This is a genomic window from Chitinophaga sp. Ak27 (assembly GCF_012726295.1).
Classification (GTDB): Bacteria; Bacteroidota; Bacteroidia; order Chitinophagales; family Chitinophagaceae; genus Chitinophaga.
In genome coordinates this window covers 657,314-675,692 of record NZ_JABAOB010000002.1, presented here as the reverse complement: position 1 = coordinate 675,692, position 18,379 = coordinate 657,314, and the positions used below count along the sequence as shown (strand labels likewise).

Genomic DNA, 18,379 nt, shown 5'->3' with positions numbered 1-18,379 from the left:
AATGCCACTTTTTAAATATGATGCCTATTTACCGCTTTCGGAACTGATATATCCTTTTTTTATTCCAAGCTTTTTCATCTTTGATGTTAAAGTGGTTGGCGGGAGGTTTAGTATTTCTGCCGCGCCGCCATTCCCCCATATCCTGCCATTACATTTTCTCAGGACGGCAACGATATAGTCCCGCTCATTTTCGTGGATGGTTTTCATACGCTTTTCCTCCACGGCAGGCGCTTCCTGCGCACTCAGATGTATTGGCAAAACAACATCTTCGATCGTTGGTCCTTTTTCCAATAACACCTGTCTTTCCACGAGGTTTTCCAGTTCACGGATATTACCCGGCCAGTCATACATCATCATTTTCCTCAAGGCACTATCCGAGAAACCGTTGATCTTTTTGCCGGCCTTATGGTTATACCGGTTCATAAAATGATAGGCTAATGCAGGTATATCCTCTTTCCGTTCCCTAAGCGCGGGAATGTGAATAGGAAAAACATTTAAGCGATAATACAGGTCGAGGCGAAAGCGGCCTTCCGCCACCTCCTTTTCCAGGTTTTTATTCGTTGCGGCAATCACCCGTACATCAATTTTGATCACATCGTTCCCTCCCACCCTTTCGATCTCCCTTTCCTGCAGGACACGCAGGAGTTTGACCTGTAACTCTACCGGCATTTCGCCTATCTCATCCAGGAAGATGGTTCCTTTGTTCGCCTTTTCAAATTTACCGATCCGTTTTTCCAATGCTCCCGTAAAGGCCCCTTTTTCATGCCCGAACAATTCAGATTCGATCAAAGAAGAGGGCAATGTTGCACAGTTTAGTTTTATGAAAGGACCATCCTTCCTGTTGGAAGAACGGTGAATGCAATCGGCAATTTTTTCCTTTCCGGTTCCGCTCTCTCCCAGTATCAATACGGAAGTATCCATAAGGGCTACCTGACCCACCATATCGAGTGAGTTTAATAACAGGTGGCTTTTCCCTATGATGCCTTCGAAAGCAACCGCCCGTTCAGCAGCTGCATGGCCGGATAATGCAGATGACGCATGATGAATTTTATTGTCTTCTCTTCCACTTTGCAATATACTTTCAAAACAAGCGGTTAACTGTATTTGTATCTGCTCTGACAGTTCTATATGTGCTGCATTATAAGCGCCGGACCGGCGGCTATATAGCCGGAAGCCGAATGAGCTGCCTCCCTGGGTATTTATAGGGATGCAGAGACAGGACCGCAAATGAAAGCTATCTGCCAATAATTTGTCCAGGGAAAGTTGCCTGCATACATTATCAAATGCCTCATCATTATAAAATACCGCATTCTTTACGCTTATATCATTTGCCTGCAGGCGAGATAATTCATCTGGTGTTTTTCCTGTAATCGTTGATAGCGCTGTGAGTCCAATAGCCTGATATTGGTTAAACCCGACCCTTAAAAAGGATATGCTTTTGACATCTGGCTGAAGCATATAGTCAAATCCGGCCGTAATAAAATCAAATGGCATATGCGGCTGAATAGCTGTGATTATTTTCAAGAATTTATGTTCCCATTCCAGGGGTTCAATAGCAATATTGTTTAATGTTGTCTTTAACTGTGCCGCCTTCCTGTATTTGGCTTCCAGGCTGTGCTGGTGATGATACCTGGCAATTTCAAGTGTAACGAGTAAATCCTTTTCTCTAAAAGGCTTTACAAGAAAGCCATATGGCTGCGTCGCTTTTGCCTCATTCAAGACATCTTCGCTTGAATTAGCGGACAGGTAAATAAATGGAATACCCTGCTCCTGGAGCTCCCGGGCAAGATCGATACCCGTTTGCTTCCCTTTCAGGAATATATCAAGGAGCACAAAATCTGGCCTTTGCGCTTGTATAAACGCCAATGCCTGGTTCACAGAACGGGCAATATCTATGACGCGGTAGCCGGCACGTGTAAGCATCAGCCGAAGATAGTCGGCTTCCACAAACTGATCTTCCACTATCAGGATTTCTTCTTTCATCAGATTTGGTTGTTGTTTTTGCATGGTCGTCTAATTAGCCCTCTCCGGGTCATATATAAATCTAATCATAATCTCAGTGCCTCCATTGCTGTTGATGGTTAGCACGCCGTCGATATCTTCACTGAGGCCTTTCATCAGCTTTAAACCTAATGACCCCAGCCTGCTGATATCAAAGGATGATGGCAAACCTACACCGTTGTCCCTGATGACCAGGAGCAGTTCATTGCCGGTTATTCTTTTAAAAAGGATGGTAATTTCGCCCCGGGTATTTTTCGGAAATGCATATTTGATAGCATTGGTTATTGCCTCATTTAACAGCAGTCCCACAGGAATACAGTAATTGAGATTAAGCTCAATGGGTTCTATTTGCAACTTAAACAATACTGACTGCCGGATATCGAAGCTGTCCCGGAGATAATCTACCAGGTCGTGAATATAATGGACCATATTGATGGCAGACAGGTTATCGGACTGGTATAGTTTATGATGAATAAGCGACATAGCCTGGATGCGGTGTTGGCTCTCTGTCATAGCCTTAATAGCTTCATTTGTTTCCAGGTATTCGGATTGGCTGCCGAGCAGGCCCATGACCATTTGGAAATTGTTTTTTACTCTATGGTGAATTTCTCTGACCAACCACTCTTTCTCTTTCACCAAATGCTGGAGCGCGTAATTATTCTCTTCGATTTCGGTCCGCTGCTCCTGCAGCTTTTTATTAGTTCGCTGCTTTAACCGCGAATTATAAATAAGTAACCCCGAAATAATCACAAAAAGAATCGCTACACCAGTTAACCAATTGCGCGTTTGGTGGGCATATACGAGCGCTGTGTGCTGCAATTTGCTTTCTTTTTCAAGGAGCCGGATATTCTGGTCTTTTTTCTCCGTTTGATATTGTATCAGTAATTCTTCTATCTGCTGGTTCTTCGTTACTGTAAAAATTGAATCACTGAGAGCTTTGGACTTTTGCTGGTGCTGAATAGCGGCTGTAAAATTGCCTTCCGCAGAATCCACTTTGAACAGCAGCAAATGCAGGTCCATTTCTCTTGATGCCGTTGTAAACCTGCTTAATGCTGCAGCCTTTTCGAGGTAAGGTTTTGCTCTTTTATAATACTGCCTGGTGGCAAAGAACTTCCCTATATCATAGTTGGCTATCATGAGTATTTCACCATTCTTATCGCCCTTATCATATTGCTTAAGCATGTCTAAAAAGTACATTTCAGCTTTATCGTAGTTACGCGTTGCATTGTAGCAGTGCGCAAGGCTTTGGCTGAGACTTCCTTTCTCATCGACATGCACGGGCGGATAGCTGCTGCTGAGTTTCCGCAATAGATCAAAGGCTTGTTTAGTTTGATTTGCCTTGATCATTTGAAGTGTAGTGAGATAGGCAGTCCAATAAGTAAAGCGATCTGTCGGGATTCCGGCTCTGACATCCAGGCACTTTTTGTACCAGTATACGCTGGACTCAGGTTGATCCAGCTCCTGGTAAACAAGGGCCAACTCTCCATAGCTTCCGACAAGGATGCCGCTATCTCCATCAGATTTCAAGCTTTTTACTGATTCGAAAGCATATTTCAGTGCCTTATTGAAATTACCTTCATACCGGCTTGCTGTTGATAGCAGGCAATAAATCTCCGGCACCCGGTAAAAACTATTTTTTGCAGTATCCTTTAGCGCAAGTTGTAAATCATCCTCTGCTAAAAAAAATTTATTGTTTTGAATATAAAAATTGGCCAGCTCCAATTCCACATCAATTTTCTTTTTTGCTCTTCCACACACTGTATAAAGTAAAAAGGCACTTTTAAAATTTTGTTCCACTATATCGGGGTATACATCAAAATAAGAAAGGCAACTCGCTTCACTCATTCGTGTATCTGCTTCTTTTTCCTTATCCCCTTTTCTTCTATAGCCATTAACTACCTGGTCGAAAACTTTTATGCCGCTCCCAAACTCCTTGTTGCGTATATAGGCCATACCGAGAAGCGCTAAGCCCTGGTAAGTGATTTCATTATTGGCCATATTGCTGGAGTCGGCCAGGTACACTGCTTTTCTCAGAAAAAAGAATGCACTGTCGATAACCTCACTTTTCCTGAACGCTTCATCAATATATGCCCCACCTAATTGGTTATAATAGCGCTGGCGCGTGCTGTCCGGCAAAACTTTTTTTATCTCTTTTAATAGTTGTTCTTTCGACAGGCCGGAAGTGACCTGGGCTGAACAAACGTTCACCAGGGCAATAAGGGACACTGCAAGCATTATTCGCAATAGCATATGTTTGGCTTTAACCGGGGGCGCGATCACACCATCTCTTCTCCCTATAAATGTACGATGTATCAGGAATGTAGTCGCCGTTAAATTTCCCTTTGCCTGCATCAGAAAAATAAACCACGGTATTTCGTGGCCGCTCGTTGAAAACCACGACATATCGCGCGGGTAATGCGCCGGAAGATGTCCTAAGCCGTTGATTTCTAGCCAAATGCTCTATTGGCATCCCGGTTGGATATGCCGGATGTAAATATCCAACACTATGAATCTTCCTTCCAAAAGAACGATCGTATTTCTTACAGGCGCGTTTGTCCATCATAGTTGCTGGGATGACTGGCGCAGCTATTTTGAAAGTAAGGGCTATACGACGATAGCTCCTCCCTGGCCGCATAAAGATGCCTCTCCTGAAGAACTTCGCAATAGTCAGCCTAACAGGCAAATTGCTGCTAACCGGTTACCCGACCTGACCAGGTACTATGAAGAAAAAGTAAGGGCGCTTCCGGAGAAACCCATCCTGATCGGGCATTCCATTGGCGGCCTGATAGTTCAGCTGTTATTACAGCAGGGCCTTGGCTATGCAGGAGTTGCCATTCATTCCGTACCTCCCCAGGGCATTATGACCTTTAAATGGTCATTCCTGAAAGCTGGCTGGGGGCCACTTGGCTTTTTTACTTCCACGAAGCAATCATTCCTGATGTCCTTTGACCAGTGGAAATATGCGTTCACCAACGGTATGAATGACGACGCACAGAAAGACGCCTATTATAAGCAGGCCATCCCGGAGTCAAAACTTATTGTACGGGATACTATTACCAGGGCGGCGCGGGTAAATTTCAGCAACCCGCATGCGCCCCTGTTGCTTACGTCGGGCAGCACCGACCATACCATACCCGCTTCCCTGAATTACTCCAACTATAAAAAATACCGGAAGAGCAATTCGGTAACAGATTACAAAGCATTTGAAGGAAGAAATCATTTTGTGCTGGGGCAACCCACCTGGAAAGAGGATGCCGGTTTTATCCTCGATTGGTTGAACAGGCAAGGCGCCTGACTTCCGCCGATTACTATCGTTTATTCCTGATTAACTCATCACTAAAATTCTGGGCTATGATAAAAAAGATATTTGCGTTTTCCATTATTGCGCTGTCACTTGCTTGTAAGCAGCCAGCAACACAAAAGCAAGCGGCGGCGAGCAACGGCGCCACCGCAGCACAAGCTGCCGCACCGGCGGCTCCCCCGGCAGGTTTTAAACATGCGTATGCACTGGTAAATGGTGTAAACATCCACTATGTGATCGGTGGCCAGGGAGAGCCCCTGCTGCTTATTCATGGGTTTGGCCAGAACTGGTATATGTGGAACCGGCTGCTGCCCGAGCTTTCCAAACATTTTACGGTAATCGCTCCTGATCTGCGGGGTGTTGGTGAAAGCGACAAACCTGCCGCCGGATATGACAAAAAAACGATGGCTGCAGACATGCATGCGCTCATGAAAAAACTGGGCTACAACACTATTAATCTTGCAGGACATGACATCGGGTTGATGGTGGCATACGCCTATGCAGCCCAATTTGGCAGCGAAGTTAAGAAGCTCGCCTTACTCGATGCATTACTACCCGGCATAGAGCCGGTATGGAGCCAGGTAAAAGGCGGTGCGTGGTGGTTTGGCTTCTTTGCATGGCCGGCTTCCGGAGAGATGGTTGCAGGAAAGGAGCAATTGTTCCTGACCAATTTCTGGCCAGTAGTGGGCTACGTAAAAGATCCTTTTACGAAAGAGGAAGTGACAGAATTTGTGCGGGCCTATTCAGTGAAAGGTGCTACAACCGGGGCTTTCCAGTGGTTTGGCGCATTTAACCAGGATGCAACAGACAATCTTCAGTTCATGAAACACAAATTGAAGATGCCCTTGCTCGCCATGGGTGGAGAACATTTTGGAGCAGCTTTCCTCGTTGACCACTGCAAGCTTGTTGCAGAAAATGTAACAGGCTCCAATATTAAAGGTTCCGGGCACTGGCTCGTACAGGAGAATACAGCACAGGTACAAAAAGACCTGTTGGCCTTTTTCCTGGGTAAATGACCACTTCTTTCCTCATCATTTAAAATAAACGTTTATGTTAAGCATACGTACTCTTCTTCTGTCAGCTCTTTTGTTTAGCGTAGGTACTATCCATGCCCAGATTTCCAATAACGGGCAGTTTCGCCTGAACCTCCAGGAAGTCAAAGCCCTCAAAAGTAACAGTGGGGCGAATGCGCCCGGATCGTCCAATTATTCTGCCGTCAAGGAAATTGTAGTCATGGGAGATCCTTCCCAACAAGGTATCTATACCATCCTGCTTAAGATTGCACCCAATACCAAAATTGCTGCCCACCTGCATCCTGATCAACGGGCGGCCACGGTATTGTCTGGTACCTGGTACTTTGGTTATGGCGATAAATTTGATGAAACACAACTCAAAAAGTTGCCTGCAGGAAGTATCTATTCAGAGGTGGCCGGGCAAAACCATTTTGCCATGACCGGCAAAGAACCTGTTATTGTTGAAATTACTGGCTTCGGCCCGTCCGGAGTAACCTATGTGAATGTACAAGACGACCCCTCTCATAAATAACAAAACTTCTTAGCAGGATGTGCCCGGACAACGGGCTACTTTACTTCCCGGATAATCATTACGAAGATTACAGCGGCTGCCGGTGTGCAGCCGCTGTAATGCTTAAGCCCGTACTTTTAGAAGTATTGATTAGGCGACAAACCTACTTCAAAAAACACATTATATTTTTATATAATTAAAAATAATACTGATCCATTAGTTTCAATTAAATAATCTTATCCATGAAGTAATTTGACATAAATAGCTTATTTTCAATTAATTATTAAAATATTTTTCAAAAAAGTAAATTATATTATATTTAATAATATATATTAATAAAATCAACTATTGGCGTGAATTTATAACGTTTTGGCAAAAATTTTATGAATTAAGTAAATTAATCTTATACTTTTATACTTAAGTACACTGATCGATCAACCAAAAAAGTACTTAAGTACATTATTCAATTATTAATTACTTCTTTTATGAAATTTTCAGCCACATGTATCTTCCTGTTTGCCACTGCTCCCTTTATTGTGAAAGCCGAAAACAACGATCCCCCCAGAAAGAAAAAGAGAGGCAGTTACTTAATTGAATTACCAGCATCCCTCAATACCAGCACCGACAGCGCCAGGAACATTACTCTTTTCCAGTCGTCGGAACTACCCTTTAAACCATCTATCCAGGTAGGCGCCATTGTACATATGTTTGCCTCCGGGGAGCAAACGGGATTTAGTGCTCCCAGTAACGACAAAACGGCGAAAGACTGGAACAAGGGCTTTTCTGTTTACCGTGCCAGGGTGCTGGTGGGCGGCCAGCTTACTAAAAAAGCCAGCTTCTTCATGGAAACAGAGATCCCCTCACCGATTGGGGTTCAATCCAACGGAGAGAAGAATGTAAAAGTTGCTCCTATCATCCTCGACGCACAACTGGAATACACCTTTAATCCTGCATTTCAGCTTATAGCAGGTATGCAGCTGGTATCCAATAACCGCAACGGGTTGCAGGGCGCTGCAGGGTTAATGGCCAACGATTTTACCTTCTTCCAGTATCCGTATAACCTGTTTGCGAATAGTCCGTTGCAAGGCAACTTCGGACGTGATCTGGGCATTAATGCCCGTGGATTTCTTGCCAACGACAAACTGGAATACCGCCTGGGAGTATTCACCGGCCGCAATGTGGATGGAGGCGCACCCCTTCGCACCGTAGGCCGCGTGGCCTATAACTTCCTGGATGCTGAAAAAGATTACTACTATGCCGGCACCAAATTGGGAAATGGTAAAACGCTGGCCTGGGCAGCCGGTGTAGACGCACAAGCGAACTATTACAACCTCAGCACCGATGTATTCTTTGACCACCCACTTGGCAATGCAGGCTCCATTACGCTCAACGCTGCTTACCAGTACATGACCGGCGGCACACAAACAGACTCCAAATACTCCTTCGCCACACTCATTCCCAAACAAAACGTCCAATTCCTGGAACTCGGCTACTATTTCAAAAAATCGAAACTCCAGCCATGGATACGCTACGAAAACCAGGACGTTAACGCAGATGCCGCCCAAACAGGCGCCGTTAAACCGGCGAACTTTGATAAGCTCAAGTCCAGCACCGTCATGGGAGGTGGCCTCAATTACTTTTTCAATGGCACCGGCACTAACCTCCGCCTCTCCTACACCGCCCGTACTTACAACGTAGCCACTGCTATACCGGATGACTATACGAAAAAGACATTCGGCCAAGTATGGCTTCAGGCTCAATTCTTCATTTTCTGATTATCAAACATTCAATCATCTCTTTATAAAATATAAGTCAACATGAGAAACGCTTTCCTTAATCAACTATCTATTCTCCTGCTGGGCGCCACCGCACTCTTTTCCTCCTGTAACAGCGGCGTCGGAAAAACCAGCAGCAGCGATTCCTCCGCCACAAAAGGAACGGTAAAAATAGGCGTACTCCACTCGCTCAGCGGCACGATGGCTATCTCTGAAGTTTCCTTAAAAGATGCAGTGCAGATGGCCGTAGATGAAATCAATGCCAAAGGCGGGGTACTCGGTAAACAAATAGAACCGGTGATCGTAGACCCGGCATCAGATTGGGACCTGTTCGCCGAAAAAGCGAAGGAACTGCTGATCGATAAAAAAGTATCTGCTGTATTTGGCTGCTGGACTTCCGTATCCCGTAAATCAGTACTCCCTGTTTTTGAGCAGAACAATGGCCTGCTCTTCTACCCAGTACAATATGAAGGAGAAGAATGCTCCAACAGCGTGATCTACACCGGCGCAACGCCCAATCAGCAACTGATTCCTGCGGCCGAGTATCTCATGAGTGAAAAAGGCGGAGGCTACAAAAAGTTTTACCTGCTGGGTACAGATTATGTATTTCCCCGCACCGCCAATAAAATACTCAAAGCCTACCTCCTCTCTAAAGGCATTCCCAAAGAAAACATCATCGAAGAATATACGCCGTTCCACCACCAGGATTACCAAACCATCATCTCTAAGGTAAAACGCTTTGCTGCAGATGGTAAAGCCTGTATACTCTCCACTATCAACGGTGATTCCAATGTGCCTTTCTATAAGGAGTTTGCCAACCAGGGCCTCTCTTCCGCCACCTGTCCGATCATGGCATTTTCTGTGGCAGAAGATGAGCTCAGATCAATGGATACCGAATTCCTGGTAGGCCATCTCGCTGCATGGAACTACTTCCAGTCGAACGACCTGCCGGAGAATAAAAAATTTGTAGCCGATTTCAAAGCCTTCTGCGCGAAAAAAGGTTTACCCGGCGGCGACAAAAGAGTAACCGATGACCCTATCTGCTGGGCTTACACCGGCGTATACCTGTGGGCAAAAGCTGCTGAAAAAGCAGGTTCCTTTGATGTTTCAAAAGTACGCAACGCTTTATACAGCCTCGGTTTCGATTCGCCTGACGGACCTGTAAAAATGGACCCGCGCAATCATCACCTGGCAAAACCGGTAGTGATCGGCGAAATCAAACCCGACGGACAATTTGATATCATCTGGAAATCCGGGGGACTGGTAGACCCGCAGCCATGGTCGCCATTGACCTCTCCTGATAAAGATTGCGACTGGGTTAACCACAATGGCACCTACGCTAAAAAATAAACGGGCTTTATCCAAAAAAGACAGGCTATTTCCAACTTATCAAAAAATGATGCGATGAATACTTCCTTACTACGGATGCTGATGTGCTGCTTACTGCTGCTGCCACTGTTTTCGGCCGGCCAGGACAGCGCCTCCATTTACACCGCACAGCTCCTGCAACCACCAGCCGACTCCGTGCGCACACAGGCTATTGGCAGGCTGGCCGCTCTCCGTATACCGGCCACCTTTCCTTTGCTGATGGCGATTAACGATAAAAAGCTGTACCTGCTGGACCAACAAGCGGTTACAATAGACAGCCATCCTTCCGGTGAAGGAACCTACCGGCTTTATACTCTTTATCCCGATAACACTCTTCTTACCAACAGCAGCGGGCAACCGCTGCTGTTGCCATTGTCTGCCCTCAAAACGGTGGACATCCCGCGGGCCGACCGCCTTCAGCTGGCAGGAATTGCCCCGCTGCTCAACCTGTTCAGTAACGATCCGCAGAAACGCTCTCTCGCCTACTCACAGCTCAAACACACGAGCGATAGCGCTACCCTTCGTATCCTGAAAGCTGCACTGGCAAAGGAAAGTAATGCCGATGCACTCCGCACCGGGAAAGACGCCCTATACGCTATACAGCTATACAATGCCTCCACTACCACCATCGCCAAAGCCAATATCGATAGCATAGCCGACAACTGGAGCGACAATGCGCCTGTATTGCTGAGAGACTATGCCAAATCAGGCTTCCTGAACCAGGAAACAGCCCAATATGCTGCGGCAAAAGCCGTGGGCCTGGAAAAACGGTATGATAACCTCCAACGTGTACAGCACTTCTTCAGTGGCTTGAGCCTTGGCAGTATACTCGTGCTCATTGCACTGGGACTTTCCATTGTATATGGCCTGGCCGGTATTATCAACATGGCGCATGGCGAGTTTATGATGATCGGCGCTTATACCACCTACTGCACACAGATCATATTTACCAAAGCACTGGGAGTTCCGCAGACAGATCTCTTCTTCTTCTTTGCACTACCATTCTCCTTCCTGGTGGCAGGTTCATTGGGATGGGTCCTAGAGCGGCTGGTAATCCGTCACCTGTATGCCAAACCACTGGAGAGCCTCCTGGCCACCTGGGGAGTAAGCCTGATACTGATCCAGACCGCCCGCCTGTTATTCGGCGACCTTACGGCTGTTAAAACGCCACAACTACTGGCAGGTGGATGGCAGGTTTCGCCACACCTGACTTTACCTTACAACCGCCTTTTCATCATTGCGCTGTCAATGCTCATGGTCCTGTTTACCTACCTGATGCTATATCGCACCAGGCTTGGTTTACAGATCAGGTCAGTAACGCAGAACCGGCAGATGAGCGCCTGCCTCGGTATAGAAACCCGGCGCGTGGCATCCATCACATTTTTTATCGGCTCTGGCCTCGCCGGACTGGCCGGTTGCGCCATTACGCTGATAGGAAACGTGGTGCCTGATATGGGCCAGACTTATATCGTAGACTCCTTTCTCGTGGTAGTTACTGGCGGTGTTGGGAAGCTGGCAGGAACTATACTTTCCGGCCTGGGTATTGGCTTCTTTACAAAAATATCCGAGTCCTTCTTCCAGGCGGTATACGGCAAAGTATTTATCCTGGTGTTCATCATGCTGTTCATGCAGTATAAACCGAAAGGACTGTTTCCGGACAAAGGCCGCATTGCTGAAGATTAAAAAAACGGAACATGAAAACGAAAAACAACACACTGCTATATATACTATTCGTCGCTTTCTTTGCGATCCTGCTGCCGGCAGGTTACCTGGCCGGCCTCCTTTCCGTGAACACTATCTCTGTGTGGGGGCGGTACTTCTGCTTTGCAATAGCTGCATTGGGCATCGACCTTATCTGGGGATATACCGGTATCCTGTCTATGTGCCAGGCGTTCTTCTTCTGCCTGGGCAGCTACGGCATTGCCATGCACCTGCTGTTGAAGAAAACGGTAGCATCCGGGGCAACCCTGCCCGACTTCATGGCCTGGAACAAAATAGACACATTACCCTTCTTCTGGCAACCATTTCATTCTTTTGGATGGTCGGTAGTACTATGTCTACTGATCCCCGCGGCATTTGCTTTTATTATTGGCCTGGTATTATTCCGAAGCCGGATCAAAGGCGTGTACATGGCCATCATTACACAGGCGCTGACGCTGGCCATGTGGTTAATATTTCTCCGGAATGAAACCAACCTGGGCGGCACCAACGGTCTCACGGACTTTAATAGCATACTGGGTTACTCGCTGTCCTCTTCTTCCGTAAAGCTGGCACTGTACCTGGTTTCGCTTACCGTACTTTGCTCCGCTTACTACTGCTGCTACCGGATAACGCACTCCAAGTTTGGGAAAGTTCTGCAGGCTATCCGCGACAGCGAATCCAGGGTCAGCTACACCGCCTACAAAGTGGAAGACTACAAGCTGGCCGTTTTCGTAGTGGCGGCACTGTTAGCCGCCGTTGGCGGAATGCTGTATCTTCCCCAAACAGGCATTATAACGCCCGGGCGTATGGATGTAAAAGCATCGGTTGAAATGGTGATGTGGGTAGCACTTGGCGGCAGGGGCAACCTAAAAGGCGCGGTGATAGGCGCTTTGCTGGTAAACTTCCTCTACAGCATCTGCACCAGTTTATTTCCGGATTCATGGCTATTCATCCTGGGCTTCCTGTTTGTAATTACGGTATTATATTTCGATAAAGGATTTATGGGACTGGGAGATATCATCCGGCAGAAATTCTCCGCCACCCGGCTCAAGACATCGCAAACCCATTGATATGCTGCTCAACGTAAATAATCTGTCCGTATCATTTGGCGGCGTACACGCACTGAACCTCGATCATTTCAGCCTGCGCGACAAAGAACTGCGGGTCATCATTGGCCCTAATGGCGCCGGCAAGTCCACCTTCCTCGATATCATCTGCGGGAAAACAAAAGCCGACAAAGGAGACATTACCTTCAACGGCAAATCCATACTTGGCAAATCGGAAGTAAAGATAGCGGAGGCCGGCATTGGCCGGAAATTCCAGAAGCCATCCGTATTCCCGGGGCTCACCGTGTATGACAACCTGTTGCTGGCCGCAAAAATGAAGAAAGATATCTTCACCTCCCTTTTCTTCAAATCTACGCCCGCGCTGGAAGAGAAGATACACCAGGTGGCCGTGAAGCTGTCGCTCACCAACGTGATGTATAAACCAGCGGGCGACCTGTCGCACGGACAAAAGCAATGGCTGGAGATAGCCATCGTAGTGCTGCAGGACCCAACGCTGATGCTCATCGATGAACCCGCAGCAGGCATGAGTGACGAAGAAACAGAGAAAACAGGGGCCCTGCTCCTCGAACTGTCGAAATCCCACAGCATTATTGTGATAGAACACGATATGAAATTCGTAGAACAGATAGCCAACGAACTGGTAACAGTACTGGTTCGCGGAAAAAGACTAACGGAAGGCACCTTTGCTGAAGTGAAGAACGATCAGCGGGTAATAGATTGTTATTTGGGACGTACTAACGCACAACTTGAAACATTATGAGTAACACACCGGTATTAACAGTTAACAATATCTCCGCCGCTTACGGGCAGAGTATCATTTTGCGTGGCACCAGCCTTGCCGTAAAAAAAGGAGCTATCACTACTGTAATGGGGCGCAATGGCGTAGGGAAAACCACCCTGCTAAAAACCATTATGGGCCTGCTTCCGGCGCAGGAAGGCAATATTACTTTTAATGATGAAAACATTACTTCCCTGCCGCCGTATAAAAAAGCAAAAGCCGGTATTGCTTACGTACCGCAGGGCCGGGAAATTATCCCAAAGCTTTCGGTGTATGAAAACCTCCTACTGGGGCTGGAGGCTCATCCCAACCGCAAAGCGAAGGTCCCGGAAGAAGAGATCTACCGGCTGTTTCCCATACTGAAAGACTTCCGCAAACGCGCCGGCGGAAACCTCAGCGGCGGACAACAACAGCAGCTTTCTATTGCACGGGCGCTGGTAAGCGCCCCCTCCCTCCTGTTGCTCGACGAGCCTACAGAAGGCATACAACCTTCCATTGCCCAGGAGATTGGCGGCATTCTGAAACAACTGGTGCAGGAGAAAGGGTTATCGGTTTTACTGGTGGAACAGAAAATTGATTTTGCCAACCAGGTAACAGATCATTACTATTTTATGGACCGTGGCCGGATGGTGCTGGATGGTACCGCTGAAGCGTTGAAACACACCGAACTGGAAAAACATATTGCCGTATAGCTAAGACGCGCGTGGGTTTTGTTTATCTTTATCACTATGCATCCAGTATCCGAAGACAGAAGTATTTTTAAGATCTTCACCATCCTTTATGCGGTGGCACTTACCACTATTGCGTTGTTGTCGGTATTCAGCCAGATAAAGATCCAGCAGGCGCTGAGCCACCAGATGAACGACGCGCATGTGATCAACTTTGCAGCCAGGCTGCGCACCTATAGCCAAACGCTCAGTAAGCTGGCGCTGCTGCTGGAGTCGGGCCGCGATATAGAAGACAACCGGAAAGAGTTTATAAATACACTGAAGCAGTGGCAGAAATCGCACGAAGGCTTACAGTCTGGCAGCAATTTCCTTAACCTGCCGGCAAATGACCAGGATGAACTGAAACAGATGTTTGAAATCATCCGTAACCCGCACCAGGAAATATGGAACGCCGCCAGCAACATGATCGTCGTACTGAATGAGGATACCGCTTTTAACACATCGCGTATACGCCCTTATGTACAAACCATCCTGGCATACGAGAAATCCTACCTGCTGGGCATGGAGCTGATTGTATTCGATTATGACCGTTTTTCGAAGGAACGTATCCGCAACCTGAAAGAAATTGAATATATCGTACTTGGCCTGGTGCTGTTTACCCTGATGCTGGAAGCAGGCCTGATCTTTTACCCGTTATCTACCCGTATCCGCAAAATTATCCGGGGTTTGGTAGATGCACAGGAACGGGCGCGAAAGCTAACCGAAGAAGTACAGCTGGCTAACCAGGAGAAATTGCTGCGCCAGGAAATGGAACAGCGCATCCGGTCCTACTCTATTATAAACGGACAGGAAAAAGAGCGCAAACGGATTGCCGCAGAAATACATGATGGCATCGGGCAGATGCTGACCAGCCTCCGGATGAAGCTGGAACAGATAGAAGACCGCAGCATGCAGCATGATCCTGAAATTGCCCTGGTCAATACCATGATGTATAGTATTATCAACGAAACCAAACGCATCTGCGCCGACCTGTTGCCCAGCGTGCTGGAGGACTTCGGGCTGCGGGCCGCTATCGATGAGCTGCTCAGGCTATGCCGGCAAACCGCACCAGGCATTGATTTCCGGCTGGAAGAAACTCTATCAGCCGCAACATTGCCGAAAGAAGTTAAAATAGGCGTTTATCGTATCTTGCAGGAATCATTAAACAATGCTATTAAGCATGCGCATGCAAACATCATTGAAATAGACATTGACGGCGCCGCCAACTTCCTGCAGCTCACCGTAAGAGACAATGGCCAGGGCTTTCACTTCGACAGCCACCAACTCTACTCTAACGAACAGGCCAGGAAAGTAAATGGTATCCGTAATATGAAAGAAAGGGCGGAATTGCTCGGAGGAACACTCCTGATTGATTCACAGCCCGGCACCGGAACAATTATACAGTTAGCACTAACATTTTAGCAATGAAAAAGATAGGCGTTTTTTTAGTAGATGATCATGAAATATTCCGGAATGGCTTAAAACAACTGATCAACAGTGAAGCCGATATGGAAGTAACCGGCGAAGCCAGCAGCGGGGAAGATGCGATACAGCAGCTGGCAGAGATACAGCCGGATGTTATTATTATGGACATCCGCATGCCTGGAATGAACGGCCTGGAAACCAGTATCCAACTGCTGGAAAGAAATCCCCGTGTAAGAATTCTGTTCTTCAGTCTCTTTGACGAACCCGACTATGTAGCCGCCGCCCTGGAAATGGGCGCCAGCGGCTATATCCTGAAAGATACCAGCAACAAAATATTCCTTAGCGCCATCCGCACCATTCACCAGGGCAGGTATTACTTCATCGGTGAAGTAAGCGACGTGCTCGTAAAGAAATACCTGGATGCCCGGCAAGCCGCCGGAAACGGTGGTACACCCGAGATCTCCCTCTCCCGCCGCGAAGAACAAATTATGCGCATGATCAGCCAGGGGCACAACAACAAAGACATCGCAGAGTCGCTGAACATCAGTATCCGCACGATAGAAGCGCACCGAATGAACATCCTGCGTAAATTCCAGGTGAACAGCATAGAGGAAGCGGTGGAATATAGCAGGAATAACCGGCTGTTGAAAGAGGACTAACCAGGCATTTCCCACTGTAACTTGAAGGATCTCATACCACCTTCCCTCCTTTGTACTTGAGCACCGTATCTACCGTAATATCAATTGAAAAGGCAAACAGGAAATAAACGAGTAACTCGTTAAAGGTGCCGATAAAGCCCGGGCCATAAGTATTATAGGCAATGGCGCATAGTATAACAGCCAAAATAATGGTTTGCAGGAGCCCATAAAATATGAGCTTTTTCCTGGCAACAGTAGTTTCAGCGCTGATCTTTTGCCAGAGTGGACTCTTGCTATCAAATATATCAGCCGCCGGGGACACTGGTTGCTGCTTGCCGGTATCTGCAACAGTATAACTGTAGGATTTAGGGCTTACCCGCTCTGAGCCAAATGCCGGATCTTCTATCTTCAGCACCTCTGCCCACTGCTGTTCTATTTGCTGTACAAAAGCAGCATCCAGATAGGTAGCCGCATCCGGAGAGCCAGCTGCATTGGCGGCAATATCTGAAAGCTTTGTTTTCCATGCTGCAAGGGTCTGTTCAAATTTCACTACAGCCGGATTAGCCTTATTGGCCGGCAGTTTATATGCTTTGTCCAGGCTCTCTTTATAGAAATTTATCAGGTCAGTAAGCTTGCCCGACATCTTTCGCAAAACGGTAACGTTGGCGGTTAACAGCAGGAGATCGTTTGGATCATCCTTTAATTCGGTCAGGCTTCCCATTATCGTACCCATCGTGGTTTTGATGGTGGTTTTCAGTTGCTGGGGTATACTGGCCGGATAGCTTTCGTCTCTTGAAAGCAGTTGCTGAACAGATAGCAAATAGCTTTTAATATCTCCTATAGCTTCTGCAATACCAGCAATAGTTTTTTCCAGGGAGGGCTCCGCGGCAGTGGGATCAAAGCCCTCCATTCTATCCAACACAAATTTATAGGAAAGCCCGGCGGTAGCCAGCTTCCCTGCCACCAAAGAGCTGGGAGCATCATTTTCAAAGCAGCCCGCTATTTTCTTAAGTTTGCCATCCAGATCTTTTAGCCTTTGCTCCAGGGCGGCCTTTAGCGCGTTGTAGGCCGTAGTTACTTCCTGTATTTTCGTGGCAATATCAGGATCGGCAATACCGGTGAAATAGGCGGCCCCTCCCGCCTTTTCGAGCAATGCATTTAGTCCCAGTAAGAGTTGCGCTACCGCATCGCGATAGGGCTTATCCTGTATCCGGGCTACCTCCTTTTGGATATTTTCAATACAGATGAATCCATTCATCCGCTGCTGCTCCCATTGCTTTTTGTCTGCCAGGTAGTGCCTTACCACAAGGCCGGTAATAAGTCCAAGTACGATTGCTACGACTATCCACCAGGAGCTGCGCTTATTGATAATCTCAAAAGGAATAACCAGGGGCGTCTGCAGATTAGGTGAAGTAACCTGGGCAAATCCTACGCTTTTGCCAAGAGGTAGTTTGTTGATACTGGTGTTATTGAGGCGATAAATAAACTCCAGCGTAGTACCGGCAGAAAGATTAACAGGGCGCTTATCTATAGCTACCAACGTGCTGTCGTTGCAAATATTAAAATAAGGCGGGTGCACCACGAGCCCACTAATATTGGCAAGCTTGCTCGTTTCTTTCAATACGAGCGCTGTACTGAAAGTAGTCGTGCAGCCATCTATGATAACCCTGGGGGTGCTAATGGTGTCGAGCACAGGGGCTGGACGCACCAGTGTTACGGTGACAGGCTCCAGCGTGGAATCAGTTTTCTTAAACATCACCGCCAATTCGTAAGTCCCCGCCTTTGCCAGTACCCGCATATCTACGATAATCCCTATAGTTGGAAACCCTTTCTCATCCAGGTAAATATTAAATGCCCGGCTATACGGCTCTCCCTGCAAGTTACCTCCTGATTTAACCGTATAAGGCCTGGAAGAAGCAAGCGACAGTTTCGGGGGATGACCGTTTTCCAGTGGCAGAGGAATCGACACCGTATCTATATTAACCGTGCCATTCAGTTCTGCTGAAAGGGGACCCGGAACCTGGCTACTTACCGCTACCGGCATTACAAAGCAGCCTGCCAGTATTACAAAAAAAGTAAAGAACTTATTCATGG

General features: G+C 47.2%; 14 protein-coding genes. 11 read left to right on the top strand and 3 right to left on the bottom strand.

Annotation, left to right across the window (positions count from 1 at the left end):
• Positions 1-24: 24 nt before the first annotated feature.
• Both HGH90_RS10525 and HGH90_RS10520 read right to left on the bottom strand, forming a co-directional pair.
• Positions 25-2,007 carry a sigma 54-interacting response regulator gene (locus HGH90_RS10525; RefSeq protein WP_248276994.1) on the bottom strand — a complete coding sequence of 661 codons (1,983 nt, stop codon included), beginning with the start codon at positions 2,005-2,007 and terminating at the stop codon, positions 25-27.
• Positions 2,008-2,013: 6 nt separating this feature from the next.
• The gene (locus HGH90_RS10520; RefSeq protein WP_169191038.1) at positions 2,014-4,404 is read right to left on the bottom strand and encodes a sensor histidine kinase; all 2,391 of its coding nucleotides are present in this window, start codon (positions 4,402-4,404) and stop codon (positions 2,014-2,016) included.
• 103 nt (positions 4,405-4,507) lie between these two features.
• Here HGH90_RS10520 and HGH90_RS10515 point away from each other — a divergent pair, with 103 nt between their 5' ends.
• The 11 genes from HGH90_RS10515 to HGH90_RS10465 all read left to right on the top strand — a co-directional run bounded on the left by HGH90_RS10515 (position 4,508) and on the right by HGH90_RS10465 (position 16,306).
• Positions 4,508-5,296, top strand: coding sequence for an alpha/beta hydrolase (locus HGH90_RS10515; protein ID WP_169191037.1), 789 nt, complete (start codon positions 4,508-4,510; stop codon positions 5,294-5,296).
• 56 nt (positions 5,297-5,352) lie between these two features.
• Positions 5,353-6,318, top strand: coding sequence for an alpha/beta fold hydrolase (locus HGH90_RS10510; RefSeq protein ID WP_169191036.1), 966 nt, complete (start codon positions 5,353-5,355; stop codon positions 6,316-6,318).
• A 34-nt stretch (positions 6,319-6,352) separates the two neighbouring features.
• Positions 6,353-6,847, top strand: a complete 495-nt coding sequence (locus tag HGH90_RS10505; RefSeq protein ID WP_169191035.1) for a cupin domain-containing protein — start codon at positions 6,353-6,355, stop codon at positions 6,845-6,847.
• A 464-nt stretch (positions 6,848-7,311) separates the two neighbouring features.
• The gene (locus tag HGH90_RS10500) at positions 7,312-8,601 is read left to right on the top strand and encodes a hypothetical protein (RefSeq protein ID WP_169191034.1); all 1,290 of its coding nucleotides are present in this window, start codon (positions 7,312-7,314) and stop codon (positions 8,599-8,601) included.
• A gap of 42 nt (positions 8,602-8,643) precedes the next feature.
• Entirely contained in the window at positions 8,644-9,951 is a 1,308-nt protein-coding gene (gene urtA / locus HGH90_RS10495; protein ID WP_169191033.1) for an urea ABC transporter substrate-binding protein, read from the top strand.
• A gap of 54 nt (positions 9,952-10,005) precedes the next feature.
• Positions 10,006-11,652 carry an urea ABC transporter permease subunit UrtB gene (urtB, locus tag HGH90_RS10490; RefSeq protein WP_211172613.1) on the top strand — a complete coding sequence of 549 codons (1,647 nt, stop codon included), beginning with the start codon at positions 10,006-10,008 and terminating at the stop codon, positions 11,650-11,652.
• Positions 11,653-11,663: 11 nt separating this feature from the next.
• Positions 11,664-12,740 carry an urea ABC transporter permease subunit UrtC gene (gene urtC / locus HGH90_RS10485; RefSeq protein ID WP_169191032.1) on the top strand — a complete coding sequence of 359 codons (1,077 nt, stop codon included), beginning with the start codon at positions 11,664-11,666 and terminating at the stop codon, positions 12,738-12,740.
• 1 nt (position 12,741) lies between these two features.
• Positions 12,742-13,497 (top strand): urea ABC transporter ATP-binding protein UrtD, encoded by a 756-nt coding sequence (urtD, locus tag HGH90_RS10480; protein WP_169191031.1) that lies wholly within the window; start codon positions 12,742-12,744, stop codon positions 13,495-13,497.
• Positions 13,494-14,207: an urea ABC transporter ATP-binding subunit UrtE gene (gene urtE, locus HGH90_RS10475; RefSeq protein ID WP_169191030.1), complete on the top strand. Its 714-nt coding sequence runs from the start codon at positions 13,494-13,496 to the stop codon at positions 14,205-14,207. Before urtD ends, urtE begins: the two co-directional genes overlap by 4 nt.
• A gap of 36 nt (positions 14,208-14,243) precedes the next feature.
• Positions 14,244-15,644, top strand: a complete 1,401-nt coding sequence (locus HGH90_RS10470; RefSeq protein WP_168767464.1) for an ATP-binding protein — start codon at positions 14,244-14,246, stop codon at positions 15,642-15,644.
• 2 nt (positions 15,645-15,646) lie between these two features.
• Positions 15,647-16,306 (top strand): response regulator, encoded by a 660-nt coding sequence (locus HGH90_RS10465; protein ID WP_169191029.1) that lies wholly within the window; start codon positions 15,647-15,649, stop codon positions 16,304-16,306.
• A gap of 31 nt (positions 16,307-16,337) precedes the next feature.
• Here HGH90_RS10465 and HGH90_RS10460 read toward each other — a convergent pair whose 3' ends face one another.
• Complete coding sequence (locus HGH90_RS10460) at positions 16,338-18,377, bottom strand: hypothetical protein (RefSeq protein ID WP_169191028.1); 2,040 nt, start codon at positions 18,375-18,377, stop codon at positions 16,338-16,340.
• Between the last annotated feature and the right edge of the window lie 2 nt (positions 18,378-18,379).